Raw genomic sequence first — 25,040 nt, 5'->3', positions numbered from 1 at the left:
TCAGTCTCCTAGTCCCGGTACGGCGGCAGCAAGGGCATGCTGGGCACGGACCGCTGGTTTGTCGATCTTGCCGACGGCGTTCTTCGGCAGGCTGTCGAGGATGGTGATGCTGATCGGGACCTTGACCCGGGTCAGCTGCTCGGTGCAGATCTTGGTCAGGGCATCGACCTCGACGGTCACTCCCGGGGCCAGGCCGACGTACGCGACCGGGACCTCGCCGTAGACGGGATCGGGGGCTCCGATGACGGCGGCCTCGACCACGCCCGGGTGGCTGAGCAGCGCCGCCTCGATCTCCTTGGGGTACAGGTTCTCGCCGCCGCGGATGATCAGGTCCTTGATCCGGTCGACCAGCCGCAGGTAGCCGTCCTCGTCGAGGATGCCGACGTCGCCGGTGTGCAGCCAGCCGTCGCCGAGCGTCTCCGCCGTCTCCTCGGGACGGTTCAGGTAGCCCTGCATCACGTTGGCACCCTGGATCACCACCTCGCCGCGCTCGCCGGCCGGGAGCAGCTCGCCGTCCGGGCCCATCACCGCGACCAGCTGGCCGGGCAGCGCGACCCCGACGGTGCCGGCCTTGCGCGGACCGTCGAGCGGGTTGCAGGTCGAGGCGCAGGTGCCTTCGGAGAGGCCGTAGCCCTCGATCATCGGGAAGCCGAAGCGCCGCTCGGTCTGGTCGAGCAGGGTGGCCGGCGCCGGAGCGGCACCGCAGATCGCCACTCGGACCGACGAGGTGTCGGCGACCACGTCCTCGGGCAGGTTGGCCAGGATCGAGTAGATCGTCGGTACGGCGGAGAAGAAGGTCGGCCGCAGGGTCTCGATCGCGGTCAGGAACTCCGTCGGCCGGAAGCCCGCCAGGATCGAGAGTTGGGCGCCCGCGAGCATCGGCGACAGGAAGCTGACGCAGATCGCGTTGGCGTGGAAGAGCGGCAGCACCAGCAGGCAGTGGTCGCCCTCGGTGATGGCGATGTGGTCGACCATCATCCGCGCCATCGACCCGAGGTTCCCGTGGCTGAGCATCACGCCCTTGGGCCGGCCGGTCGAGCCGCTGGTGTAGATCAGCAGTGCCAGGTCGCCCTCGCCGGTGCTGGCGGGCGGGAGGTCCGATCCCCCGTCCGTCGCCAGGTCGTCGACAGCGAGCGCGGTGCGCCCGGCACGCGGCGCGTCCGGGCCGAGGTTGATCACCAGGGCCGCCCCGGAATCCGCGATCTGGTGATCGGCCTCGCCCGCGGTCAGGGCCGGGTTCACCGGCGTCGCCGCCGCACCGAGCCGCCAGGCCGCGACGATCGAGACCAGCAGCTCGACCCGGTTCGGCAGCATCACCGCGACCACCGATCCGGGACCGACGCCGAGACCGGAGAACTGCGCTGCCGCGGCATCGACCCGGGAGGCGAACTGGTCGTAGCTGAGCTGCTGCCGCTCGTCGCGGACGCAGGGCCGGTCTCCGAGGCTCGCGGCCCGCCGCCAGGGGAGGTAGTCAAGATTCATGGCCGTGACGCTAGGCCCGCACACCTTCCGGCCACATTGTGCTCAGAGACCAACAAATGCTCCCGAATTGGGGTTCACGTGCACAGTTTCGGGTTCCCCGTTGGTCTGCGACCATGAATCCATGCCAGATCCCGACTTCGAGCGCCGGACGACGGAACGGGTCGGCGCGACCGCCGACCGGATGACCGAGAACCTGGCCGCGCTCACCGGAGACCTGCACACCGCGCTCGCCGGCGCGATCACCGAGCTCCAGGGCGACCCGGTGATCCTGGAGCTGCTCCGGGCCAGCATCGAGGGCAACCTGGAGACGATCGCGCAGGTCGTGCGGTACGACATCCCGGTCTCCGAGGTGAAGGCACCGCCGCCGGCTGTCGAGTACGCCCGCCGGCTGGCCCAGCGCGGGATCTCGTCGAGCGCGCTGCTGCGCGCCTACCGACTCGGCCAGGAGAACGCGACCGCCTGGAGCCTCGACCGGATCGCCGCCGAGGAGTCGGACCCGCAGGTCGCGCTCGCGGCTGGGCAGGCGTTCATCGCGATCACCTTCCGCTACATCGACGCCGTCTCGGAGCAGGTGCTGATCGTCTACGAGGCCGAGCGCGAACGCTGGCTGGCCAACCGCAACACGGTGCGCGCGGCGGTCCTCAGCGACCTGCTCGACGGCTCCGGACCGGACGTGTCGGCGGCGGAGAGCGCCCTCGGCTACCGGTTGCGGCAGCACCACGTGGGCGCCGTCCTGTGGCGGCCGGACGGACGCGCGTCCGGCTCCGAGCTGCGCGACCTCGAGCAGCTGCTGGCCCGGCTCGGCCGCGCCCTCGGCAGCACCGCCCCGCCGCTCTTCGTCGCCCAGGACCGCGCCCTGGCCTGGGGATGGATCCCGCTCGGACGCACCAGCGCCGTACCGGCCGTCGAGGAGCTCGGGGACCTGGAGAGCCACGGGCTGCGCGTCGCGCTCGGCACCCCGGCCGCCGGCGCCGACGGCTTCCGGCGCTCGCACCTCGACGCCCTCCGTGCGCAGACCGTGGCGATGGTGGCGCAGGACCGCGCCGGGACCGTGACCGCGTACGGCGACGCCGAGGTCCGCGCCGCGGCACTGCTCGCTGCCGATCTCGACGGCACCCGTCGGCTGGTCGGCTCGGCGCTCGGCGCGCTCGCCGAGGACACCGAGGGGGCGGAGCGGTTGCGGGACACGTTGCGCGTCTTCCTCGCGACACGGAACAGCTTCGCCGCCACCGCCGCCCTGATCCACCTGCACAAGAACACCGTGAAGTACCGGGTCGATCGTGCCGTCGAGGCCCGCGGGCGACCGCTGGACGAGGATCGGCTCGACCTGGAGCTGGCGCTGATCGCCTGCCGCTGGCTGGGAGTTGCCGCCCTTCCCGGGGCAGCCCCTGCCGACCAGCGCGCTTGATCGTCCCGGCTACGGTGTGGCCGTGACCGACCCCGCACGCGTACGCACCTGGTTCCGCATCGTCGCCTTCGCCGAGGCCTGCTCCTGGCTCGGCCTGCTGATCGGGATGTACATCAAGTACGTCCCCGAGACGACCGAGCTGGGCGTGAAGATCTTCGGCCCGATCCACGGCGGCATCTTCATCGCGTACCTGCTGGTCTCGCTGACCGCGCGGAACGCTTTCGGCTGGTCTTGGAAGACGACGCTGCTGGCGTTCGCGGCGAGCATCCCGCCGTTCGCCACGGCGATCTTCGAGGTTGTCGCGGATCGCAAGGGGTTGCTGGGGGTCGCTCCCGCGGCGGTCGTCCCTGAACCCGCCGGCTGAGGTTCGTCACCTCCGCCGACGAGCTAGTCGCGGTAGTACTCGAACTCCCAGGTCGTCGACCTGCCGATACGGGCGCCGATCTCCGCCCAGGTCGAACCCGGGCTCGACCGCGCCACCAGTGCCCTGATCGCCTCGGTGACCGCGTCCTCGTCCCACTGCTCCGTCAACCACAAGCCGGTGCCCGAGACGACCTCGCCGTCACCCTTGACCATCGGCACCAGGCCCCACATGCCCTTGACCTCCTGCCAGTGATTGGCGACGTATTTCGGCGAACAGACCCGCACGATGAAGTGGTCTCCGCCGCGCGAACCGACATGTCCGACCGTGGCGGTCACCTCGTAGCAGAAGCATCCTCCTTCGGTGCCGGAGTCGCCTGGTTCATGGATGTCGAATACCTCGATGTCGTGTATGACAGCGTGAACGTCGCCCGTTCGGGAGCTTCGACCTTCTGACATGTGTCCTCCGACCAGGTCCGCACTGAACTCAAGGATTCGCTCAGGCAACCAGCAAACTCTCGTGTTGTCACGACGGCTTAGGTCAGGCGCAGTTCGGCGAGGACTTCGTCGGTGTGCTGACCGACTCCCGGCGCGACCCGGACCTCCGGCGCCTCCTCACCCAGCACGTGGATCGGGTTGGAGAGCAGGTCGGCCCCCATCCGCTCCGACGGGAGCCAGTCGAACCGGTCCTGGAAGTGGGCGTCCTCGGCGAGGGACAGTGCGTCGTTGACAGCGGCGATCGGGCAGTCGGCGGCGGCGCCGAGGGCGACCCACTCGGCGGTGGTCCGGCTCTCGAAAACTTCCTGCAGCTCGCGCTGGAGGCCGACATCACCTCGGGCGTGGTCGGCGTACCGGCGTCCGGGGTGGCGTTCGTAGAGGTCGGCACGGTCGACCGCGACGCAGAAGTTGCGCCAGAACTCCTGCTCGGACGCCATCAGCAGCACGTGCCCGTCGGACGAGCGGTAGTACTGGTAGCGCACCGACTCGGACATCCCCGCGGTGCCGGGAGCGCGGCGCTCGCCACCGTCGGCCGGGTTGCCGGTGACCTCGGACTCGGGGCGTAGGTACGCGCGCATTCCTTCGACGGCGTACCAGTTGGTGGCTGCGGCGACGTCTCCCTGGGCGAGGTCGAGCTCGGCCCCCTGACCGGTGCGGGCCGCGCGTTGCAGGGCGGCGCTGACCGCGAACGCTCCCCAGACGGGCGTGACCCGGATGCCGACCGTGGTGTGCTCGGGGATCCGGACGAAGCCGTCGGCACCCGTCTGCGGCGGTGCGAGTCCGGCCCAGGCGTCGAAGCCGATGCCGTGCGCGGGAAGGTCCCGGTTCGGGCCGCTGGCTCCCCAGCCGGAGACCCGGCAGATCACCAGCGACGGATTGCGCTCGAAGAGGACCTCCCGGGTGATGCCTCGTCGGTCGAGCGCGCCCGGACGCATCGCCTCGATCACCACGTCGCTGCGTTCCACCAGGGAGAGGTAGGTCTCGACGGCCTCGGGGGTGCGCAGGTCGAGCTCGACGCTGCGCTTGCCGCGGTTCACGTGCCAGTGCAGCAGCGAGACCCCCTCGACGATCGGCCACGCCATCTCCCGGACGTAGTCACCGCCGGGAGGCTCGACCTTGATCACGTCGGCGCCCAGCTCCGCGAGGAGCATCCCGAGGGCGGCCGGCTCGAGGAGCGAGCTCTCCAGAACCCGTACGCCGGCGAGGAGGCCGGCACTCATGGACACCACCGCTCCCCGCGCCGTGCCCACGGGTTGTCGGACCGGTCGACCGGCAACGCGATCCGCGCGCTGGCACTCGTGCGCACCGCTCCCGACACCGAGAGTGCGAGCTCCACCTCGGCCCAGGCGCACCCGACCGGGTCGGTGGCAAGACCTGTCACCCGCCCGCTCAACGTCATCAGGTCCCCGGGGAAGACCGAGTCCTTCATCGCGAAGGTGAGCCGGGCCAAGCGTCCGCGCGGTCCCGTCCAGTCGGTCAGGTAGCGCTCGAACCAGGCCGCCTGGCTCGGGGTGTTCAGGAAGATGTCGCGGATGCCGTTGTGGTGGATCGCGAAGTCGCGGTCGTGGTGCATCGGCCGCCAGTCCCGGGTCGCCAGCGCGCCGAGGACGACCGTGCTGGCGGTGACCTGGTGGCGCAGCTCGGGCAGCCGGTCCTCGACGCTCACCTGGCCGGCGTACAGGTCAGTCATGGTCGGCTCCGGTCGGCGTCCGGTAGCTGAACATCGTGTAGGTGTCCGTGCCGACCAGGGCGTCGTCCTGGTTGCGGTAGCGCACCTCGATCACCCAGAACCGGCCCTGGCCGAGCTGGGTGCGCTTGACGTCGCTGACCGACTTGAGCACCTGGCAGGTGCGCAACCGGTCCCCCGGACGGACCGGGTCGTGGAAGGTCAGGGTGTTGGCGGCGACCACCGACTCCGGCAGCCCGAGCCGCTCCTTCAGCGCGAAGTGCAGCGCCAGCGGGACGAGCGGTTCCGCGGCACCCGGCTCCCAGTGGTGCGGGCGGAACCAGGCCGACAGCATCGTCAGCGGGGCGACCGGGCCGCCGGTCAGCCCGGCCGCGACCTCGTCGTCCCAGAACAGCGGGTTCCCGTTCTCGACGGCAGCGCACAGCGTCTGCACCTGCCCGCGCTCGATCAGGACCGGGCCGTCCTCCTCGAACAGCTCGACGTCGTACGGGAAACCGTGATCCTCCAGGACGGTCGTCATCCGATGACTCCTTCGTCGCGCAGCGCGACCAGCTCGTCCTCGGTCAGGCCGAGCTCGGTCCGCAGCAGGTGGTCGGTGTGCTCGCCGAGCCACGGCACCCGGGCGTCGGGCTCCGGCGCGAAGCCGTCGTACTTGATCGGGTTGCCGGGGACGAGGACCGGCCGGTCCTCACCCGGGTGCCGGTACGACGCATGCATGTCCCGCACCCGGAGGTGCTCGTCGTCAGCAACCTCGTCGGCCCGCAGGCACGGCCCCGACGCGACGCCCACCTCGGAGAGGAGCGCGCAGGCCTGCGCCCGGGTGAGCTCCGCGGCCCAGTGCTCGATCGCCGGTCGCAGCAGGTCCTCGAAGTACCGGACCCAGCCGCTCCGGTCGGCCAGGCGCGGGTCCTCGAGCCACTCCGGGCGGCCGACCGCACGAGCGAGCGCGGCGAACTGCTGCTCCCGGCCGACCTGGATCACGAACCAGCCGTCGACCGCGCGGCACGACTGCGAGATCAGCTCGGGTCCACCGCCCTCGAGACCCAGCGACCAGAAGTTCGTGACGATGTCGGTGATCGCGACGATCGAGTCGAACATCGCCACGTCCACCACGCCGCCTGCTCCGGTCCGGTCCCGCTCGCGCAGCGCCGCAAGGACGCCGACGACCGCGAACAGCCCGGCCCCGATGTCGCCGACGCCGCCCATCGGGCTGACCCGCGGCGGCCTCCCGTCGGCGGCCGCGTAGTCGTAGATCCCGGACATCGCCTCGACCACCGGGGCGTACGCCGGCCGCAACCGGTACGGCGACGCCGGGTCCGCGCCGAACCCGGAGACCGAGAGGTAGACCAGTCCGGGAAGCCGGTCGCACAACGCCGCCGGCCCGAGGCCGAGCCGCTCCAGCGCGCCGGGGCGCAGGTTCTCCGCGACGACGTCCACCCGGCCGGCGAGCTCGAGGAACAGCTCGCGCCCGCGTTCGGACTGGAGGTCCAGGGCGAGGCTGCGCTTGTTCAGGTTGTTGCGCAGGTACGTCGCCCCGACCCACCGGTCCTCGGGGTCGGTGATGCCCGGGGTGGAGGCCCGCCCGGTGTCCCCGGTCCCGGGTCGCTCGATCTTGATCACGTCGGCGCCGAGCCGGGCGAGCAGCTGGGTCGCGTACGGCAGCGCCTGCATGCCCTCGACGGCGAGGACGCGAAGGCCGCTGAGCGGTCCGCGGAGCGCCGCCGGGTCCACACTGGTGGCCAGCACCGCGCTCATCGGCGCGCCTCCGCCGGGGTCGTCCGCGCGACCGGCTCGGCGACCGTCGCCACCGCGTCGAGCGCGACCACGCCCTCGGCACGCACCAGCACCGGGTTGAGGTCCAGCTCGACCAGGTCGGGGCGGTCGCCGGCGAGCGCCTGCACCGCCATGATCGCGTCGAGCAACGCCTCCACGTCGACGGCAGCGGACCCGCGGTGCCCGTGCAGCAGGACGGCGCTGCGCAGCTCGTCGACCATCGCGGCGGCATCGTCGCGGCCGAACGGCGCGACCCGGAAGGCGACGTCGTCGACCAGCTCGATCAGCACACCACCGGCCGCGACCATCACCGCGGCCCCGAAGACCGGGTCCCGGACCAGGCCGATCGCCAGCTCGACACCGCCGTCGACCTGCGCGGCGACCAGGAGCCCTGTGTCCGGGCCGGCGTACCCGTCGGCGAGCACGGCGTTCATCCGGATCGCCTCGGCACGCAGCTCCTCGGCACCGGCGATGCCGAGGCGGACCAGGCCGAGCTCGCTCTTGTGCGCCAGCCCCTCGGCGCACCCCTTGAGGACGACCGGTCCACCGAGGCTAGCGGCGGCGGCCACCGCCTCGTCGGCGCTCCGGGCCAGCACCTCGCGCGGTACCGGGATCCCGGCTGCCGCGACCAGGGCCTTCGAGGCGTGCTCGGAGAGCACCCGCCGGGTGGTCGGCCCGGGTGCCTCCGGACGAGCCGGGGCGTGCGCAGGCTGCGCGGTGCCGGCGTACCGGACACGGTGGTGGTGCCAGTCCCGCCAGGCGACCAGCGCCCGGACGCAGTTGCCGGAGGTCCGGAAGGTGACCACCCGGGACGAGCCGTAGAGCACGTCGCGCAGCGCCGGCTCGGTGCCGACCGGCGAGCCCCAGATCACGCAGACCGGGATCTCGACCCGGTCCGCCAGCGCGACCAGGTCGGCCACCAGGAGATCGCTGAGCGGGGCGAACGGCCCCGCGATCGCGCAGACCAGGACGCCGACGTCGGGATCGGCCGCCAGCGCGTCGAGGATCTGGATGCCGCGCTCGTCGCCGACCGGGTGACCGCCGCAGTCGACCGGGTTCGCGACCTCGAGGTAGTCCGGGATCCACTGGCGCAGCAGCCGCACGGTCTCCTCCGACAGCTGCGCCAGCCGCAGCCCGGCGTCCGCGCAGAGGTCCGCCAGGTGCGCATTGGTGCCGCCGGAGATCGAGTAGATCGCCACCCCGTCGCTGCGGGGCGCGGTGGCTCGCGCGAGCATTGTCGCGGTGTCGCCGAGCTGGTCGAGCGCGTCGACGCGGATGATGCCGTGCTGACGGAAGAACCCCTCGGCGACCCGGTCCGAACCGCCGAGCTTGCCGGTGTGGCTGCCGGCCGCACGGGCTCCGACCTCGGAACGGCCGACCTTGACGAGCACCAGCGGGGTGTCGGTCTCGGTGCAGCGACGTGCAGCCGCGGCCAGCGACTCGCCGCTCTTGAAGCCCTCGACGTAGGCGGCGATCGCACCGATCTCGGGGCGCCCGGCGAACCAGTGCGCGAAGTCGGCAAACTCCAGGTCGGCCTCGTTGCCGGTCGGTGCCCAGTGCGACACCGCGACGTTGTTCTCCTGGAGCAGGAAGAGCGGCCGGCCCTGGTGGCCGCTCTGCGAGATCAACGCGATGCTCGGCCCGTCGAGATCGGTCCGGAAGAGCTCGAAGGCGTTCAGGTTCGTGTTCGGACCGAGCAGTCGTACGCCGGCCTTCCGGGCCAGCTCGGCCAGCCGTTCCTGGGCCGCCGCCCCGTCCGGACCGGTCTCGGCGTACCCGGCGCTGAAGACGACGACGAAGCCCGCCCCGTTGCGTCCGGCCGCGAGCACGCTCTCCTCGGGATCCGGCGCCAGCACGGCCACCACGTCCACCGGGGCGTCGAGCGCGTCGAGGTCGGGAACGCAGCGGATCCCGTCCACGGTCTCGCGGTTCGGGTTGACCGGATGGATGTCGGCGCCGACCGCCTCAGCCCAGCGACGGAGCATCCGCCAGTTCATCACCGCCGGTCGTCCGGGCGTGTCCGAGGCTCCGACCACGGCGACGGAGCGTGGTCGGAAGAAGTGGTCGAGGGTCACTGCCCGGAGCCTCCGTCACGGTGGTCGACCCAGGGCAGCAGTACCCGTTCGAGCAGGCGGAGCACCTGCGCGAAGAGGACGCCGAGCAGGGCCACCACCACGATGCCGACGAACATCGCGTCGTTGATGAAGAGGTTCCGCGAGCTGAAGATCAGGTAGCCGAGACCGTCCTCGCCGACCAGGAACTCGGCCGCGACGATCACCAGCACCGCGACACCGGCGGCGACTCGCGCCCCGACCATCATCTGCGGTGCGGCCGCCGGGAAGACCACGTGCCGGAACATCTGCCACCGGCCCGCCCCGAAGACGTGGCCGCCGTCGCGGTAGCCCTCGGGCACCGACATGATCGCGGCCATCGTGGCGATCCAGACGAAGAAGAACACCGTGATCGCGACCAGGGCGATCTGCGAGCCCTCGCCGAGGCCGAAGATGTTGAACAGGATCGGCAGCAGCGCGAGCTTGGGGACGACGTACAGGGCGTCGAGGGTCGGCTCGAGCGCCTTGCGCAGCAGCGAGGACGACCCCATCAGGACTCCGAGGACCGCGCCCGCAGCACTGCCGAGGGCCCACCCGAGAAGGACCCTCCGCGACGTGCTGAACAGGTCGTGCCACAGGGTGCCCTCGGTGATCAGGTCCCAGCCGCGCCGGCCGATCTCGGTCGGCGCCGGGTAGAGCCGGCCGTCGATCCAGTTCCATGCGGAAGCGGCCTGCCAGAGCAGCAGCAGGCAGACCGGGACGCCGATCGCGAGCGCGGTCTCGAGGAGGCGGCGCCGTCGGTGGGTGCGCTCCGGGTCCAGCTCGGCGCGGCTCGGCTGCCGCACGATGGTGCGGCCGCGGGCCGGCGTCGAGGTCGGACTGGCCTGGTCAACGACTGCCATCGGAGGCACCTCCCAGGGCTTCGCGCTGGGTCCCGAGCTGCTCGGTGACCTCCGCCCGCAACGTCTGCCAGAGCTCGTCCTCGAGCTCGGCGAACTCCGGCGAGCGACGGATGTCGGGGGTGCGCGGGCGGCCGAACGGCACCTGCCGGTCGAGCAGGATCCGGCCGGGGCGGGCGCTCATCACGACGACCCGGTCGGCGAGCAGGATCGCCTCCGCCAGGCTGTGCGTCACGAAGAGCACCGTGCGCGGATCGCGCTGGCTGATCTGGAGCAGCTCCTCCTGGAGGAGGGCGCGCAGCTGGGCGTCGAGCGCCGCGAACGGCTCGTCCATCAGCAGGATCTCCGGGTCGGCGGTCATCGCCCGCGCGATCGAGACCCGCTGACGCATGCCGCCGGAGAGCTCGTGCGGCCAGGAGCCGGCGAAGTCCCCGAGGCCGAGGCGCTCCAGCCAGTCCCGGGCACGGAGGTCACCCTCGCGGCGGGGCACGCCCTGGATGTCGAGGCCGAAGCGGACGTTGTCCAGGACGCGCTTCCACGGGTAGATGCCGTAGTCCTGGAAGATCATCGCCAGCGGATGGTCCCCGACGACGTCGAGCTCGATCCGTCCCGAGGTCGGACGGATCAGGCCGCCGATCGCGCGCAGCAACGTCGACTTGCCGCAGCCGGACGGCCCGACGATCGAGACGAACTCCCCGGCGCGGACGTCCAGGTCGACCGGGCCCAAGGCCTCGACCTGTTTGCGGCCGCGACCGAAGGTCCGGCGCACGTCGCGGACCTGGACGCTGCCGGTCCGCTCCGCCGTACGGGACAGCGTGGTGGTCACTGGACTCCCTCCCCGGGGTACTGGATCTGGATCGGACGGCCGGCCGCGGGCGTCTCGGCGAGGGCCTGGCTGACCATCGCGACGAGCACCGGCTCGGGCACCAGGCAGTCGGCGCAGACGTCCCCGAGGGCGTCGATGCGCAGGCTGACCGCGGGATCGGCGGCCAGCACCTTCAGCTGGTAGCCGTCGGCGGCGAACGCGTCGGCGATGCTGCGGACCGCGTCGTCGACCAGGGCGACGTCGGCGCTCATCCGACCGGCTCCAGGGTCAGCTCGTGGCTCTGGAACGGCGCGAAGAACCAGGTCTGCTGCATCCCGGTGCCGTGCACGTAGACGATCCGGACGTTGTCCGGGTCGGCGATCGAGGCCGGCCGGAGGGTGTCGTCGGGCCGGACCAGCCGGTCGTAGATCGCGGCGCTGAGCCGGGGCTTGTCGTCGTACCCGCCGTCGACGAGGACCTGGGCGTGCTGGTGGCCGACGACGAAGACGAACGGCCGGACCGCGAAGAAGCTGGAGTCGTTCGCGACCTCCTGGTGCAGCCAGTTCACGTGGCAGCCGGTCCGGGCGCCGAGGCCGATCTCGTCGAGCAGCTGCTCGGCGTCCCGGGTGTGGCTGATCGTCGAGGCCTGCCAGACCGAGGCGAAGAGCGAGACCGTGTCGGTCCCGGCGGGTTGGCCGAGCTCGACAGCCAGGGACGGCCACGGGCTCTTCTCCTCGGCCTCGCCGAAGCACCAGGAGAACCGGCCGGGATGGCCGAAGGTGGACCGGTCGAACTGCCCGTGCACCGATCGGCAGCCGTTGCGGATGATCAGCCGCAGCGCCCGCCCGACGGCGTTGTTGGCGCGCGTGCCCGGCCCGAGCGCACCCTCGCCGCTGTTGATTCCGAGGCGGTGGCGGATCGGTCCGTTGACCACCATCACCTGCTGAGCCCCGGAGAGGGTGGCGGTGTGCCCGTGCAGGTTGTACTGCGGCCGGCCGAGCGCGCGAGCAGCGGCCAGCACGAGCTGGAAGTGCTCGGGGCCACAGCCGGCCATCACGGCGTTGGCGGCCGCGAGCCGGGTCGTGACCGTCAGGCTGTTGCGGGTCGGCACCTGGAAGATCACCTCGTCACCGGTCAGCCCCGCTCCGGCGAGCATCTCCTCGACCCGCTCGACGGTCGGGACCACCACCGGGAGGCCGTCGGTCCAGCCCTGCTGGTAGAAGTCGGTGAGGGCGGGTTCGTGACCGCGGTAGGACCGGGTGCTGTCGGCGGGCGGCACGGCCGGCACCGGCTCGACGGCTCCCCGGGGCCGCGCGGAGTCTCCGTCCGGGCGCCCCTCGAAGAGCAGCTCGACGATCCGCGGCGCCAGCACCCGGGCACGCTCGCCGAGCTCCTCGGGCGTCAGGTTGCCGACCGGGAACTCGGTCACGCAGAACGGGTAGTCGGGCATCCCCGACAGCTTGCGCATGAACTCGACCGGTCCGAGCAGGGCGTCGGCCACGATCGCGACCGACGGGACCCCGCTCCACTCGAGCTCGATCGCGTCCCGCATCGTCCGCGAGGAGCACGAGCCGCAGTCCCCGATCGCGGCGACCGCGGCATCGGCCGTCGCGATGATCTGCTCGAGGTCCTCGTCCGTGGGCGCCACGCTCACCGACGGCTTGCGGTAGTGCACCACCCGGAGGCCGGGCAGCAGGTCGGCCAACCGGAGCGCGACCGCGTCCAGCAGCTCGGTCGCGTTCGCCTTCCCGTTGCTCACCAGCGCGACCTGCAGGCCCTCCCGCCCGGGCGGGGACGGCGCGACGCTGGATGCCTCGCGCGCCACCATGCCCAGCGGGCTCACCACGTCGATCCCCGTCTCGATCAGCTGCCCTGTCTCGTGCACCGTCATCGTCCCTCCGCCGCCTCCGCGGCCATCTCCTCGGCGATCTGCGCGCCGGCTTCCGCCAGACGCGCGCCGATCGCCGCCAGCTGCGAACCCTTCGTCTCCCCCGAGTAGAGCGGCACCATCAGGGCGATCTCCGGCACCCCGGTCGTGGTCCGCACCGGCGCCGACACGTGGTTGGCGCGATAGCTGTCGTCGTCCTGGAGCTCACCGAGGTAGTAGCCGGTCGCCCGCAGCGCGCGGCCGAGCTCGGCGAGCAGCGCCGGGTCGGTGTCGTGCGAGGAGAGCCGCAGGTCGTGCACCGACCGGTCCAGCTCGTGGCCGGCGGGCAGGTCGCCGCCGATCACGAACCCGCGCTCGTGGGCCAGCCGCACCGCTTCGCGCAGGACCGCCCGCTCGGCGGACTCGACCGACGGGGTGGCGTTGGCCTGCCACACCTCGTACCGCTCCGGCGGAAACCACGCCGCCAGCGCCAGCCCGTACGGCGGCGCGAACGACATCCGGACGCCGAGCCGGGTGAGCCCGTGCAGCGGGTCCGCGAAGCCGGCCCGGTCGAGCACGACCATCTGGGCGTCGGAGACCCCCACGATCACGCAGCCGCAGCCCAGGTCGGCCGCGACCCGCTCCAGGTGCGGGCGGGCGAGCGTGGTGTCCGGGAACCGCTGCCTCGCCGCGGCACCGGCGGCGATGACCCGGGGCCCGAGCCCGTAGGTCTTCCGCTTCGGGTGCTGCAGCAACCAGCCCGCGTCGATGAGCGTGGTCACCACGGTCAGCAGGGTCGCCTTGTTGATGTCGAGCTCACGGGCGAGCTCGGAGAGCCCGAAGGTCTCGTCCGGGCGATCGGTGAGGAACTCCAGGACCGCGACGACGCGCGCGGTCGTTCCGGATCGGCGTGGCACCTAGCTCCCCTGGTGGCCGACGGCGGCCTCGTAGAAGGAACGGTCCACGACCTCGGACTCGGGGATGGTGTCGTCGTAGCTGAGCGCGTCGAGGTCGTGCCAGATCTCCTGCAACCGCTCCGAGGTGCCCTTCCGGATCTCCCAGTCGATGATCAGCGACGGCGACGCGGACAGCGTCTCCGCGGGCACCTCGAGCAGCTCGGCGAGCTCGGCCACCAGGGCCGGGTCCTTCTTGTAGTCGCCGGAGAACGTGGTGTTGACCGTGCGGATGTAGGCCCGCAGCAGAGCGCGGCCGACGTCCGGGTTCTCCTTGAGGAGCTCCTTGCCGTAGATGAATCCGCCGAGCGGCTCGCCGGCCGGCTGGCCGCCGATGAACGTGTACGCCGGGTCGTCGGCGACCTGCGCCCAGGTCGGGGTCAGCAGCCAGGAGGCGTCGGTGCCGCCGTTCTGGAGTGCGGTGATCTGGTCGGCCGAAGGGAGCTGCTGGACCTTGACGTCCTTGATGGACACGCCGGCCTCCTCGAGCGCGGTCGCGATCGGCAGCATGATGACGCTGCCGGGTCCGGCTGCGGAGCCGACGCTGGCGCCGTCGAGCTTGGTGGCGTTCTCGGCCTTGGCCCAGAGCCCGCTCTTGGACTCGGACGACTCGAAGTAGTTGCCGCTGACCCACTTGAGGTCGTAGTCCTGGGAGAGCGCGTTGTGGAAGGAGGCGTCCGGCGAGGACAGCCAGGCGTCGATCTTCTCGCTGGCCAGCAGGTTGAGCGCGTCCGCCGGCGGGATCACCTTGATGTCGAGCGTCAGGTTCTCCTTCTCGAACTCGCCGTGCTTCTGACCCCAGACCAGCGGCGCGATCAGCTCGGCGGACTTGTTGGTGATCGCGATCGTCAGCTTCGTCGACTTCTCCAGCGGCTGCGGCGCCGGCGCTCCGGCGTCGCACCGGGCGGCCTTCCGGGTCGGCGACAGGTCGGCAGGGTCGGTCCACCCCGTCGTGCACCCCGCAACGGGCTTGATCTCGAACTCGGCGCCGTCGGCGTCCGAGGTTGAATCCGAACCACACCCCGCTGCGGTGACGGCCAGCACGGACAGCGCGCTGACCCCGAGCACGAGACGGTTGCGTCGCATGTTGCCTCCGGTTGTATATACATCCAATCGATTACAATGGAACGGTAACGTGGGTCACATCCCGTGGTCAAGAGGTTCGACGAAACCTTCGTTACACGACTAATCCCCACGTTCTGCACTTCCCGGATTTACCCGTTCCCAGGGGTGCGTCGGTGCCAAGGTGACCCATGCCCTGGACCCGGATGAAGAGTGCCGCCGCCGCGATCGCGGTCGGATCGTTGGTCACCATCGCGCTGTCGACCGGAAGCGCCGGGGCGACCGCACCACCGCCGACAGCCCCCTCGCCGACGGCCCCCTGCGACGCGATCAGCCCGATCGCGATCCCCTGCGTCGCCCTCGGCAAGGTCGGTGACGCACTCGCGACCGAGTGCCGGCGGGTCGGCATCCCGGACGCGCTCTGCGTGCTGCCGCTCGCGCACCGGGTCACCCAGGCCGCCCGCGACGCCTACCGCGCCTCGTGGGTGCACCGGACCGCGCAGTTCCAGTACCGGCTCGGCGACTCGCTGCCGTTCGGGGACGCGCAGTGGCTGGGCACCCACAACTCGTTCAACAGTCTGGCCAACTCGCTGACGCTCTCGCACGCCGACTCCAACCAGCAGCTGACCCTGACCCAGCAGCTCGACATCGACGTCCGGGCCCTGGAGCTCGACCTGCACTACATCCCGCGGATCCTCGGCCTGCTGGGCAGCCGCGCGGTCACCGTCTGCCACGGCCAGCCGCCGACCGCGTACGACCTCGGCTGCACCACCGAACCGACGTTCGCGAAGGTGCTCCCGGAGATCGCCACCTGGCTGAACGCCCCCGGCAACGACGACGAGGTCGTGCTGCTCTACCTCGAGGACAACCTGAAGAACGCCGCCGCCTACGCCTCGACGATCAGCACCCTCGACCAGGTGCTCAAGCGCCCGAACGGATCCAGCCTGATCTACAAGCCGGACGCCTCCCAGAAGGCGGCGAACGGGTGCGTCCCGCTGCCGACGTCGGTCTCCCGTGACGACGTCCGCGCCAGCGGCGCCCGCGTGGTTCTCGTCGGATCGTGCGCCCCGGGCTGGTCCGGCAACGTCTTCGACTGGAACGCCGTCCACGTCGAGAGCGGCTCGACCTCCGGTTACCGGGACTTCCCGACCTGCGACGCGACGTACGGGCCGAGCGTCTACGCGACCAAGCTGGTCCGCTACTTCGAGGACACCACCCTGGTCTCGACCCTGCTGAACCCGACCCGGAAGCCGGTCGACCCGGAGGCGCTGACCCCGGCGAAGGTGCAGGCGATGACGAACTGCGGAGTGAACGTCTTCGGCCTCGACCAGCTGCTTCCCGAGGACGGCCGGATCCAGTCCACGCTCTGGAGCTGGGCTCCCGACGAACCGAGCGCGACCGGCGGCGGCTGCGCCTTGCAGGGTGCCGACGGTCGGTGGGTCGCGGCGCCGTGCACCGAGGTGCACCCGGCAGCGTGCGAGGACGGCGGGACCTGGACGGTGACCCCGCCGGTGACCTTCGCCGCCGCACCGGCCGCCTGTACGGCGATCGGGTCGACATTCGACGTCCCCCGGGCCGGCAACCAGAACTCCGCGCTGCACGCGGTGGCGCCGGCCGGGGCTTGGGTGGATCAGACCGTCGGCTGAGGTTGCCGCGCTCGGGTCACCCGGTGTGACTCCGCGCCCACGTCACCGCGTCTCGACAGGCTCGACGTCCGGCCGGTGGTTGAGGTGCGAGCGTTTGCGCGAGCCTCGAAACCCGGTGCGGCGTCAATCCTTGGCGAACAGGACCAGGGCGGTGTAGCTGACGGCGAAGGCGGTGGTGTTGCCGGCCTTGTCGGTCGCGACGGCGGTCGAGGTCCAGCGGGAACCGGAGCGGGTGTGGGTGACGGTGCACGACGCGATCCCGGAGAGGGCGTCGGCGGGGACGCACTCGGCCGGGGGCTTGTCGCCGCCGAAGATGTAGACGAAGTTCTGCCGCACCCGGGTCAGCGCGGCGGTCGGCGCCGTGGTGTCGATGTCCAGGTCGGTGACGGTGGCCGAGGCCGCGCCGCCGTCCTGGGCCGCGATCGAACGGCTGACCACCTGGTCGACCCCGTCCGCGGTGAGCGTCACCGGCGCCGGGCAGGGACCGGCCAGTGCGGAACCGTTCGGCGTGCAGGTGAACGTGACCGTGACCGGCGTCCGGTACCAACCGGCGGCGTTCTTCGGTACGGCGCTGCTCACCGCGGCGGTGATCGTCGGGTCCTTGCGGGCCACTGAGCCCGTCGAACCGAGGAGCTCGTCGTTGCCGCCGTACGTCGCGACGACCTGGTGCTCGGCTCCGGTCGGGACGACGTGGTCGAGGATCGCCGTACCGAGGATGACCGGCGCCGTGCCGACGAGGACGTCGTCCACCCGGAACTCCACCGTGCCACTGGGCACGGCCGATCCGGGCGCCGTCACGGTCGCGGTGAGCCGGGTGGCGGTGACGGCGACACTGGTCGTCGTCGCCGACTTGGCAGGCGTGCAGTTGATCGATCCACGGCGCAGCGAGTGCCCGTCGGTGTCTCCGTCGTCGGACCAGAGGACTTCCTTCTTGCCGTCGACGCAGCGGGACTGCGGCGCGACCGCGAGGCCCTCGTTGTTCAGGTTCGGCATCCCCAGCGGCCGGTCGTACGCCGCGTCGACGACGAAGGCGCCGGCGTCGAGCTTGAGCAGCGAGGTCTTGCCGTCGTGGGTGTCGTCGGTGACGGCCCGGAGCCGGTTGAGCTCGGGGTCGAAGTCGACGTCGGCCAGGTGCTCGAAGCCGCTGTCGATGGTGGCGACCTTGTGCGAGGTGACGCCGTCCTCGTCGAGGACGAAGCCGATCAGGTCACCGGTGTCCTCGACCGCGACGAAGTAGACGCCGTTGCCGTGGGCCGGGTAGCCGGCCGGGTTGTAGGGCGCGTTCGTGCTCTGGTCGACGAAGCCGCCGCCGGTGAGGAACGAGTCCGGAACGTAGGTGACGCCCTCGAGGCCGAGGTTGGCGCCGGCCGCCGGGATCTGGCTGGTCAGGTTCCACTCGTTGGTCGGGGTCAGCGTCGTCCCGGTCGCGGCCGGGTCGTAGCGCAGGATCGACATCCGGCTGACACCGCTGGCGTCGTTGTTGCGCTCGGAGGCGAGGTAGACGAATCCGTCCGGGCCGATGGTGATGCCCTCGGTGTCCGGCGCACCGGTGCCGCCGAGGTACTTCGGGTCCTTGGGCCAGCCGCTGGCCGGCACGAAGTTGTCGCCGTCCCGGACCAGCTTGAAGAGGGTGCCCTTCTTGTTCTGCGCGGCCCAGAGCACGTCCGGGTCCGCCGGGTCGAAGACCAGGCCGGAGAGGTCCTGCAGGAAGGTACCGAGCAGGTCGGCGGTGGTCACCGTCTGGGCGCCCGGCCACGGCGAGGTCTCCAGGCCGGGGCAGCTGTTGGCGGCACCCTTGGTCGGCGCCTTGGTGTCCTTGAAGTCGCCGACGCCGTCCTTGCAGCGACCGTAGGTCTGGGTGGCGTGCGCGGTCCAGGCGTAGGACTCGACCAGGGCGCTGCCGGCGTCGTAGAGCCGGACCGCGTCCGCCCCGCCGAGCCCGAAGCCGAGGTCGGCCCCTTCGACGACCAGGTAGCCGTTCGCCGCGATCGAGGTGCCGGCCGGGATCGCGTAGCCGCTGGTGTCGGCGCTGTCCTTGATCGTCCAGCCGGAGACGTCGACCGAGGCGGCGCTGATGTTCTTCAGCTCCACCCAGTCCCCCGGGGTGCCGAGGTCGGACTCGATCTCGTTGATCCGGATCGGGCTGCAGGCGTTCGGCAGGCCGCGGGTCGAGGTGGTGGTGTCGCCGAAGACTCCGGTCCCGTCGGGGCAGCGGCCCCAGGTGGTCGCGGCGTGCGCGCCCCAGGTCGTGGTGTCGACCTGGGTGGTGCCGTCCGGGAGGAACAGGTTCACCGAGTCGCCGACGCCGAGGCCGAAGCCGGGCGACTGGTTGATCTCGGTGTAGATCGCGTAGTAGCCGCCGGCCGGGATGATCGTGTTGGCCGGGACCACGACCGGGGTGGCCGCGTGGCTGGCGTCGCCGTCGACGATCTTCCAGCCGGAGACGTTGGCGGCCGTCGTACCGAGGTTCTTCAGCTCGACCCAGTCGGCGACCTGGTCGCCGTTGGACTCGACCTCGTTGATCTTCACGTCCGGGACCACCGGGGTGGTGCCGCCGCAGGAGTTGGCCGCACCGAGCGTCGAGGTGGTGACGCCGAAGGTGCCGGTGCCGTCGGGGCAGCGTCCCCAGGTGGTGGCGTGGGTGTCGGCGGGGTACGTCGTGGAGTCGAGCAGGTTGGCGCCGTCGGGGGTGTAGAGCCGCACCGAGTCGCCCTTGCCGAGACCGAACGACGGGTTCACGTCGAGCACCAGGTAGTCGTGCGCGCCGAGCGTCGTCCCGGCCGCGATCGTGAACACGTGGGTGTCGTCGTTGTCCTTGAGCTTGTAGCCGGAGATGTCGACCGGGGCGTCACCGATGTTGGTGAGCTCGACCAGGTCGTTGGGGTCCGACTCGATCTCGTTGACCTTGATGTTCGCGGCGCCGGCCGGGACCGGGCAGTCGTTGGCAGCGCCCTTGGTCGCGGCGGCGGTGATCACGAAGTCGCCGGTGCCGGCGGGGCAGCGGCCGTAGCTCTTCCCGGCGGGCGGGTGCGCCGGGTAGGTGTACGAGTCGATCAGCACCGCGCCGGGGGCGTAGAGCCGGACCGCGTCGCCGTTGCCCAGCCCGAAGGCGAACTCGACGTTCTCGCCGCTGATCGCCTTGTAGGCGCCGCCGGCGATGCTGCTGCCCGCGGGGAAGGTGTAGGAGTTGTTCTCCGAGTTGTCCTTGAGTACCCAGCCGGACAGGTCGACGCTGCCGGTCGCGGTGTTGTAGAGCTCGATGAAGTCGGGGCTGTTCGAGGAGAACTCGTTGATCCTGACCGCGGTGTTCGGGGTGGTGCAGACGTTCGGCGCGCCCTTGGAGGCGGCCGTGGTGATCCCGATCTCGCCGCTGCCGTCGGGGCAGCGGCCGTAGGACTTCCCGGCCGGCGGGTGCGCCGGGTAGGTGAACGAGTCGATCAGGACGCCGCCCGGGGCGTAGAACCGGACCGCGTCGCCGTTGCCCAGCCCGAACGCGAACTCGACGTTCTCGCCGCTGACGCCCTTGATCGCACCCGCGGCGATGCTGCTGCCGGACGGGAACGTGTAGGAGTTGTTCTCGGTGCTGTCCTTGAGCACCCAGCCGGTCAGGTCGACCGTCGAGCTGCCGGTGTTGATCAGCTCGATGAAGTCCGGGCTGTTCGAGGAGAACTCGTTGATCTTCACGTCGGTGCTGGCCGCGGTAGCCGGGGCCGCGAGGGCCAGGCCGGCCACGACCAGGGCCAGCAGCGAGGCGACGGCGAGCAGTGCGGAACGGGTGCGGGAGGGGTGCATCGGTGCGACCTCGAATGTCCAGGTGTCCAGCAGGGCAAGGCGAACCTCACAGTGCGAAGCGAACGGATCGTGAACCCGAGGGGAAGGTCGCGTGTAGGGACGACGGCTACCGATGCCGACCCGGCCCTGGGCTCCCGAGCCCATGCCGAGTGAGCATGGACGGACCCGGACGCCGCCGCTAGAACCTGTTCCACTTTTCGGTCTCGCGGACTACCGTTGCGGCATGACCCAGACCGCGGCGCCGACCACCTTCACCGTGACCAACCCCGCCACCGGGGAGTCCGTCGGAACCTTCCCGGTGCACACCGCCGAGGACATCGCCGCACGTGCTGCCGAGGCGCGCACCGCGCAGGTCTGGTGGGCGGGACTCGGGTACGTCGAGCGCAAGCGCCGCCTCAACCGCTGGATCGCGGCGATCGGGCAGCAGTCCGACGAGCTCTGCGACCTGGGCTTCGCCGAGACCGGCCGGCCGCGCGGCGACGTCCAGTTCGAGCTGATCGCCGGGCTGGAGGACATCCGCTGGGCGGCCGCACACGCCGGCCGGGTGCTCAAGGAGCGCCGGGTCGCGCCGGGGATGGCGCTCTTCAACTTCGGCGCGACGGTCTCCTATCCCCCGCTCGGCGTGGTCGGCGTGATCGCGCCGTGGAACGTGCCGATCTACACCGTGCTCTGCGGCCTGGCCTACGCACTGGCCGCCGGGAACGCCGCGATCGTGAAGCCGAGCGAGTACGCCCCGGCCAGCTCGGTGCTGGTGATGGACGCGTTCTACACCGCCAACCCGGACGCCCCGAAGGGGTTGATCAGCTGGGTGACCGGCTTCGCCGAGACGGGATCGGCACTCTGCACGGCCGGCCTGGACAAGATCGCCTTCACCGGCTCGGTGCCGACCGGTCGCAAGGTGATGGCGGCCTGCGCCGAGAACCTGACCCCGGTGCTGCTCGAGCTCGGCGGCAAGGACGTCACCATCGTCGCCGAGGACGCCGACGTCGAGAAGGCCGCGACCGCAGTGGTCTGGGGCGGGTTCTTCAACGGCGGGCAGGCGTGCGTCGGCATCGAGCGGGTCTACGTCACCCGCGCGGTGCGGGACCCCTTCCTCGCGAAGGTCAAGGAGGTCGCGTCGCAGGTCACCGCGGGACTCGACGAGGGCGCGTCGTACGGGCCGATGATCGTCCCCGCCCAGATCGACCTGGTACGCCGGCACGTCACCGACGCGATCGACCAGGGCGCGACCGCCCTGGTCGGCGGGGTGGACTCGATCCGGGCTCCGTTCGTGGACCCGATCGTGCTGGTCGACGTGCCCGAGAACTGCTCGGCCGTGCAGGAGGAGACCTTCGGCCCGGTGATCGTGATCAACACCGTCGCCGACGTCGAGGAGGCGCTGACCAAGGCGAACGCCACCAAGTTCGGCCTCGGCTCCTCGGTCTTCTCCGCCAAGCGCGGCAAGGAGATCGCGGCGCGGCTGCAGGCCGGCGGCACCACGATCAACTCGGTGCTCACGTTCGTCGGAATGCCCTCGGTCCCGTTCGGCGGTATCGGCGACTCCGGCTTCGGCCGCTTCCACGGCGACGACGGCCTGCGCGAGTTCGCCGCCCCGAAGGCGACCACCACCAAGAAGTTCCAGCTCGGCCCGGACATGCAGTCCTTCCCCCGCCGCCCCGAGGACTTCGACCAGGTCCGCAAGATGGTGAAGATGCGCTACGCGAAGCGGCGCGGGGTGTGAGCGGACGCGACGCCCTGGTCGCCGCCGGCGCGGAGGCCTGCGGGACGCTCGATCGGATCGCCGCGTTCCCGGCTCCCGACCTGAGCAACCCGGCCGTGGCCGAGTTCGCGGAGCAGTTCGCCCTCGACGTCTCGTCGATCGACGACGTGCAGCGGTCTGCCTTCTTCGCCGCGACCGGGGATCAGGCCTTCGCGGTGGTGCAGCGGATCTACGCCGCCGACTTCGCCCCACGGGTGCGTTCGGTGCTGGACGCCGTCTTCGGCGCCTCCCCCACCGAGCCCGACCCGGCGTCGTACGACGGCGACACCTGGCCCGTCCTCGAGGAGTTCATGGTCGCGGTCGCCCGACTGCGCGCCCTGGACCCGATCACCACCGAGCTGGTCCGCCTCCGCGGAGCTCGCCTGCACGACTGCGCCGTCTGCAAGTCCCGCCGGAGCCAGGACGCGATCACTGCCGGTGCGGACGACGACGCCTTCGCCGCGGTCGACGAGCACCGCACCAGCGACCTCTCCGACCAGGCCAAGGCCGCTCTCGCCCTGACCGACGCGCTGATCCTGACGCCGTACGACGTCCCCGCCGACGTGGTCGACGCAGCCCGGAACCACCTCACCGACGAGCAGGTCGTCGAGGTCGTCCTCGACGTGATGCGCAACGCCGCCAACAAGATCGCGGTCGCGCTCGGCGCCGACGCGGCCACGGTGACCGAGGGCGTCGAGCTGTTCACGACCGACGCCGACGGGAACCTGTCCGTGGTTGGTGCCGGCGGCTAGGCGTCACTCCTTCTTCTTGCGCGGACGCAACCACGGGAAGATCGAGCCGACCAGGAGCCCGGCGGCGAAGAGCACCAGCAGCCAGATCCACAGCGGCATCGTCCAGGTCCAGAACAGGGCGTCGACCCGGCTGTCGCGGGTGTTCTGGAAGACGAGGATCAGGGCGAGCACCGCGATCACGCCACCGAAGATCAGCTTCGGACTGACACCGCGGGCTTCCTCGGTCACCTTCGGGGTTCGTTCGAGCTCGTCGTCCATCGTGACTCCTCTCGTGGTCCTGCAGAGGAGCCTAGGACTGTCGGGCCCGCCCGTCACGCACCGCGGGCGCGACCCAGCGGCGTAGGTACGCCCGCACCTCGTCGCCGGTGCGCGCGGGCTCACCGGGATCGAGGACGAAGGACTGCAGGATCCGGAGCAGGTGCTCGACCAGGTCGAGCTGGTCGTCCTCGGCCAGACCGACCTCGGACCAGTCGATCCCGAACCCGGCGAGCAGCTTGCCACCGAGGGCGATCGAGGACTGCGCGGTCAGTCCGGACAGCGTGCTGCTGATCCGCCCCGGGGCGATCAGCCGGTTGAGCGCCGGGTCGTCGCGGAGGTGCTCGTAGACGTAGGCGACCACTTCGACGACGGCATCGGCGGCGTCCCCGGAGGTCGCGACCAGGTGCTTGCGGACGTGAACGGCGAGCTGGTCGACGAGGTCCGCGACGGCGTCGAGGGCGGCCGCGTTGAGCAGCTCCTCGGTGGTCGGGTAGTAGCGGTAGACGGTCTGCCGGGTGACACCGATCGCCTCGGCGATCTCGGAGGTGTTCGTCGTCCCGGCCTCGGCCAGGCGCGCCCGGGTGGCAGCCAGGATCCGGGCGCGTGCCTCGTCGGCATCCGCGGGCGGCTCTCCGCCCCACCCGTGCGACCTCATCCGGACTCCCTCGTTCGCGTCTCTTGACGATCATACACTTTCGTGTTTCTGTTCATCCAGACTTACTGATCTGTATGCCCACCTCTGGAGGAGCACCATGACCGCCACCCTGCCGACCGGCTTCGACTTCACCGACCCGGACGTGAACCTCGAGGGCGTCCCGCACGACCAGTTCACCGCGCTGCGACTGACCTCGCCGATCACCTGGGTGGAGCAGACCGAACCGGCCCGCGCCGGGATGTCCGAGGAGTCCGGCACCGGCTACTGGGCGGTGACCAAGCACGCCGACATCGCCGCGGTCTCGAAGAACAGCAAGGTCTTCTCCAGCCGCGAGAACGGCGTGATCATCCGGTTGCCCGAGACCGCGACGCGCGACTCCGTGGAGATGACCAAGGTCGTCATCATCAACCAGGACGCCCCCGAGCACACCCAGCTCCGCACCATCATCAGCCGCGGCTTCACCCCGCGGGCGATCGGTGCCCTGGAAGAGGGGCTCGAGCTCGTCGCCCGCCGGATCGTCAGCGAGGCGGTCGCGTCCGGGTCCGGCAACTTCGTCGACCAGATCGCCTCCCAGTTCCCGCTCGAGGTGATCGGCGACATGCTGGGCATCCCCGCCGAGGACCGGCAGAAGATCTTCGACTGGACGAACCAGATGACCGGCGCCGAGGACGAGGACCTCGCCCGCGAGGACAACGACCCGGAAGCCGCTGCGGCCGAGGTGCTGATGTACTCGATGGGACTCGCGGCGGACCGGAAGGCCAACCCCCGCGACGACATCGTCACCAAGCTCGTCAATGCCGACGTCGACGGCCGCGGTCTGACCGACGACGAGTTCGGCTTCTTCGTGATCGCGCTCGCGGTGGCCGGCAACGAGACCACCCGCAACGCCACCACCCACGGCATGAAGGCGTTCCTCGACCACCCCGAGCAGTGGGAGCTCTGGAAGCGCGAGCGGCCGAGCACGATGGTCGACGAGGTCATCCGCTGGGCGACCCCGGTCACCTCCTTCCAGCGCACCGCCCTGGAGGACACCGAGATCAGCGGCGTCCCGATCAAGGCCGGCCAGCGCGTCGCACTCTTCTACGCCAGCGCCAACCACGACGAGGACGTCTTCACCGACCCGTTCACGTTCGACATCACCCGCGACCCGAACCCGCACCTGGCGTTCGGCGGCCACGGCGCGCACTACTGCATCGGCGCCAACCTCGCCCGGCGCGAGGTCAGCCTGATCTTCGAGGCGATCGCGGACCTCGCTCCGGACATCAAGCGGACCGGCCCCGAGTCCCGGCTGCGCTCGGGCTGGCTCAACGGGATCAAGGACCTGCCGGTCAGCTATCGGTGATCTGCGGGGCCC

General features: G+C 71.0%; 22 protein-coding genes. 6 read left to right on the top strand and 16 right to left on the bottom strand.

Translation table 11 applies throughout. The features are described from left to right. Nucleotides 1-1,482, bottom strand: coding sequence for a class I adenylate-forming enzyme family protein (locus EFK50_RS09830; protein WP_123227395.1), 1,482 nt, complete (start codon nt 1,480-1,482; stop codon nt 1-3). A gap of 121 nt (nt 1,483-1,603) precedes the next feature. Between EFK50_RS09830 and EFK50_RS09825 the strand changes: the two genes are divergently transcribed. Together EFK50_RS09825 and EFK50_RS09820 are read left to right on the top strand one after the other, a co-directional pair. Then, complete coding sequence (locus tag EFK50_RS09825; protein ID WP_246004108.1) at nt 1,604-2,890, top strand: PucR family transcriptional regulator; 1,287 nt, start codon at nt 1,604-1,606, stop codon at nt 2,888-2,890. 22 nt (nt 2,891-2,912) lie between these two features. Then, complete coding sequence (locus tag EFK50_RS09820; protein ID WP_246004107.1) at nt 2,913-3,254, top strand: DUF3817 domain-containing protein; 342 nt, start codon at nt 2,913-2,915, stop codon at nt 3,252-3,254. Between the two features lie 23 nt (nt 3,255-3,277). Here EFK50_RS09820 and EFK50_RS09815 read toward each other — a convergent pair whose 3' ends face one another. From EFK50_RS09815 to EFK50_RS09760, 12 genes are all read right to left on the bottom strand, one after another. Next, a complete protein-coding gene (locus tag EFK50_RS09815; RefSeq protein WP_123227393.1) occupies nt 3,278-3,709 on the bottom strand; it encodes an Imm8 family immunity protein in 432 nt (143 codons plus the stop codon). Nucleotides 3,710-3,786: 77 nt separating this feature from the next. After that, the gene (locus EFK50_RS09810; protein WP_123228603.1) at nt 3,787-4,968 is read right to left on the bottom strand and encodes a CaiB/BaiF CoA transferase family protein; all 1,182 of its coding nucleotides are present in this window, start codon (nt 4,966-4,968) and stop codon (nt 3,787-3,789) included. Further along, nucleotides 4,965-5,438: a hotdog family protein gene (locus EFK50_RS09805; protein WP_123227392.1), complete on the bottom strand. Its 474-nt coding sequence runs from the start codon at nt 5,436-5,438 to the stop codon at nt 4,965-4,967. Before EFK50_RS09805 ends, EFK50_RS09810 begins: the two co-directional genes overlap by 4 nt. After that, nucleotides 5,431-5,955 carry an FAS1-like dehydratase domain-containing protein gene (locus EFK50_RS09800; protein WP_123227391.1) on the bottom strand — a complete coding sequence of 175 codons (525 nt, stop codon included), beginning with the start codon at nt 5,953-5,955 and terminating at the stop codon, nt 5,431-5,433. The genes EFK50_RS09805 and EFK50_RS09800 overlap by 8 nt, the downstream gene beginning before the upstream one ends. Beyond that, complete coding sequence (locus EFK50_RS09795; protein ID WP_123227390.1) at nt 5,952-7,190, bottom strand: CaiB/BaiF CoA transferase family protein; 1,239 nt, start codon at nt 7,188-7,190, stop codon at nt 5,952-5,954. Before EFK50_RS09795 ends, EFK50_RS09800 begins: the two co-directional genes overlap by 4 nt. Then, complete coding sequence (locus tag EFK50_RS09790) at nt 7,187-9,283, bottom strand: acetate--CoA ligase family protein (RefSeq protein ID WP_221177347.1); 2,097 nt, start codon at nt 9,281-9,283, stop codon at nt 7,187-7,189. Before EFK50_RS09790 ends, EFK50_RS09795 begins: the two co-directional genes overlap by 4 nt. Further along, nucleotides 9,280-10,161 carry an ABC transporter permease gene (locus EFK50_RS09785; RefSeq protein WP_123227389.1) on the bottom strand — a complete coding sequence of 294 codons (882 nt, stop codon included), beginning with the start codon at nt 10,159-10,161 and terminating at the stop codon, nt 9,280-9,282. The genes EFK50_RS09790 and EFK50_RS09785 overlap by 4 nt, the downstream gene beginning before the upstream one ends. After that, entirely contained in the window at nt 10,148-10,984 is an 837-nt protein-coding gene (locus EFK50_RS09780; protein WP_221177346.1) for an ABC transporter ATP-binding protein, read from the bottom strand. The genes EFK50_RS09785 and EFK50_RS09780 overlap by 14 nt, the downstream gene beginning before the upstream one ends. Next, nucleotides 10,981-11,235 carry a hypothetical protein gene (locus EFK50_RS09775; RefSeq protein WP_123227388.1) on the bottom strand — a complete coding sequence of 85 codons (255 nt, stop codon included), beginning with the start codon at nt 11,233-11,235 and terminating at the stop codon, nt 10,981-10,983. Before EFK50_RS09775 ends, EFK50_RS09780 begins: the two co-directional genes overlap by 4 nt. Next, nucleotides 11,232-12,854: a UGSC family (seleno)protein gene (locus tag EFK50_RS09770; protein ID WP_123227387.1), complete on the bottom strand. Its 1,623-nt coding sequence runs from the start codon at nt 12,852-12,854 to the stop codon at nt 11,232-11,234. Before EFK50_RS09770 ends, EFK50_RS09775 begins: the two co-directional genes overlap by 4 nt. Further along, nucleotides 12,851-13,747 (bottom strand): IclR family transcriptional regulator, encoded by an 897-nt coding sequence (locus EFK50_RS09765; protein WP_123227386.1) that lies wholly within the window; start codon nt 13,745-13,747, stop codon nt 12,851-12,853. Before EFK50_RS09765 ends, EFK50_RS09770 begins: the two co-directional genes overlap by 4 nt. Further along, nucleotides 13,748-14,869, bottom strand: coding sequence for an ABC transporter substrate-binding protein (locus EFK50_RS09760; protein WP_123227385.1), 1,122 nt, complete (start codon nt 14,867-14,869; stop codon nt 13,748-13,750). A 167-nt stretch (nt 14,870-15,036) separates the two neighbouring features. On the opposite strand from EFK50_RS09760, the gene EFK50_RS09755 reads away from it, so the two are divergent. After that, nucleotides 15,037-16,491 (top strand): phosphoinositide-specific phospholipase C-related protein, encoded by a 1,455-nt coding sequence (locus EFK50_RS09755; protein ID WP_221177345.1) that lies wholly within the window; start codon nt 15,037-15,039, stop codon nt 16,489-16,491. 123 nt (nt 16,492-16,614) lie between these two features. Here the strand turns inward: EFK50_RS09755 and EFK50_RS22445 are convergent, their stop codons facing one another. Further along, a complete protein-coding gene (locus EFK50_RS22445; protein ID WP_221177344.1) occupies nt 16,615-20,283 on the bottom strand; it encodes a lamin tail domain-containing protein in 3,669 nt (1,222 codons plus the stop codon). Nucleotides 20,284-20,506: 223 nt separating this feature from the next. Between EFK50_RS22445 and EFK50_RS09735 the strand changes: the two genes are divergently transcribed. Together EFK50_RS09735 and EFK50_RS09730 are read left to right on the top strand one after the other, a co-directional pair. Next, entirely contained in the window at nt 20,507-22,003 is a 1,497-nt protein-coding gene (locus EFK50_RS09735; protein ID WP_123227384.1) for an aldehyde dehydrogenase family protein, read from the top strand. Next, nucleotides 22,000-22,773 (top strand): carboxymuconolactone decarboxylase family protein, encoded by a 774-nt coding sequence (locus tag EFK50_RS09730; RefSeq protein ID WP_123227383.1) that lies wholly within the window; start codon nt 22,000-22,002, stop codon nt 22,771-22,773. The genes EFK50_RS09735 and EFK50_RS09730 overlap by 4 nt, the downstream gene beginning before the upstream one ends. Nucleotides 22,774-22,776: 3 nt before the next feature. Here the strand turns inward: EFK50_RS09730 and EFK50_RS09725 are convergent, their stop codons facing one another. Next, entirely contained in the window at nt 22,777-23,031 is a 255-nt protein-coding gene (locus tag EFK50_RS09725; protein ID WP_123227382.1) for a lipopolysaccharide assembly protein LapA domain-containing protein, read from the bottom strand. Between the two features lie 31 nt (nt 23,032-23,062). Further along, nucleotides 23,063-23,686 carry a TetR/AcrR family transcriptional regulator gene (locus EFK50_RS09720; protein WP_123227381.1) on the bottom strand — a complete coding sequence of 208 codons (624 nt, stop codon included), beginning with the start codon at nt 23,684-23,686 and terminating at the stop codon, nt 23,063-23,065. A gap of 97 nt (nt 23,687-23,783) precedes the next feature. On the opposite strand from EFK50_RS09720, the gene EFK50_RS09715 reads away from it, so the two are divergent. Continuing rightward, a complete protein-coding gene (locus EFK50_RS09715; RefSeq protein WP_123227380.1) occupies nt 23,784-25,028 on the top strand; it encodes a cytochrome P450 in 1,245 nt (414 codons plus the stop codon). Nucleotides 25,029-25,040 lie beyond the last annotated feature (12 nt).

It is taken from the genome of Nocardioides marmoriginsengisoli, assembly GCF_003725695.1.
Taxonomy (GTDB): domain Bacteria; phylum Actinomycetota; class Actinomycetes; order Propionibacteriales; family Nocardioidaceae; genus Marmoricola; species Marmoricola marmoriginsengisoli.
The sequence above is the reverse complement of the archived record's forward strand: the minus strand, read 5'-3'. Positions and strand labels throughout refer to the sequence as shown.

What these genes read in the sequence shown, in the direction of transcription:
- EFK50_RS09815 (WP_123227393.1), bottom strand. Translation starts at nt 3,709, where the DNA reads ATGTCAGAAGGTCGAAGCTCCCGAACGGGCGACGTTCACGCTGTCATA.
- EFK50_RS09810 (WP_123228603.1), bottom strand. Translation starts at nt 4,968, where the DNA reads ATGAGTGCCGGCCTCCTCGCCGGCGTACGGGTTCTGGAGAGCTCGCTC.
- EFK50_RS09785 (WP_123227389.1), bottom strand. Translation starts at nt 10,161, where the DNA reads ATGGCAGTCGTTGACCAGGCCAGTCCGACCTCGACGCCGGCCCGCGGC.
- EFK50_RS09830 (WP_123227395.1), bottom strand. Translation starts at nt 1,482, where the DNA reads ATGAATCTTGACTACCTCCCCTGGCGGCGGGCCGCGAGCCTCGGAGAC.
- EFK50_RS09805 (WP_123227392.1), bottom strand. Translation starts at nt 5,438, where the DNA reads ATGACTGACCTGTACGCCGGCCAGGTGAGCGTCGAGGACCGGCTGCCC.
- EFK50_RS22445 (WP_221177344.1), bottom strand. Translation starts at nt 20,283, where the DNA reads ATGCACCCCTCCCGCACCCGTTCCGCACTGCTCGCCGTCGCCTCGCTG.
- EFK50_RS09800 (WP_123227391.1), bottom strand. Translation starts at nt 5,955, where the DNA reads ATGACGACCGTCCTGGAGGATCACGGTTTCCCGTACGACGTCGAGCTG.
- EFK50_RS09715 (WP_123227380.1), top strand. Translation starts at nt 23,784, where the DNA reads ATGACCGCCACCCTGCCGACCGGCTTCGACTTCACCGACCCGGACGTG.
- EFK50_RS09735 (WP_123227384.1), top strand. Translation starts at nt 20,507, where the DNA reads ATGACCCAGACCGCGGCGCCGACCACCTTCACCGTGACCAACCCCGCC.
- EFK50_RS09770 (WP_123227387.1), bottom strand. Translation starts at nt 12,854, where the DNA reads ATGACGGTGCACGAGACAGGGCAGCTGATCGAGACGGGGATCGACGTG.
- EFK50_RS09725 (WP_123227382.1), bottom strand. Translation starts at nt 23,031, where the DNA reads ATGGACGACGAGCTCGAACGAACCCCGAAGGTGACCGAGGAAGCCCGC.
- EFK50_RS09775 (WP_123227388.1), bottom strand. Translation starts at nt 11,235, where the DNA reads ATGAGCGCCGACGTCGCCCTGGTCGACGACGCGGTCCGCAGCATCGCC.
- EFK50_RS09720 (WP_123227381.1), bottom strand. Translation starts at nt 23,686, where the DNA reads ATGAGGTCGCACGGGTGGGGCGGAGAGCCGCCCGCGGATGCCGACGAG.
- EFK50_RS09795 (WP_123227390.1), bottom strand. Translation starts at nt 7,190, where the DNA reads ATGAGCGCGGTGCTGGCCACCAGTGTGGACCCGGCGGCGCTCCGCGGA.
- EFK50_RS09755 (WP_221177345.1), top strand. Translation starts at nt 15,037, where the DNA reads ATGCCCTGGACCCGGATGAAGAGTGCCGCCGCCGCGATCGCGGTCGGA.
- EFK50_RS09760 (WP_123227385.1), bottom strand. Translation starts at nt 14,869, where the DNA reads ATGCGACGCAACCGTCTCGTGCTCGGGGTCAGCGCGCTGTCCGTGCTG.
- EFK50_RS09825 (WP_246004108.1), top strand. Translation starts at nt 1,604, where the DNA reads ATGCCAGATCCCGACTTCGAGCGCCGGACGACGGAACGGGTCGGCGCG.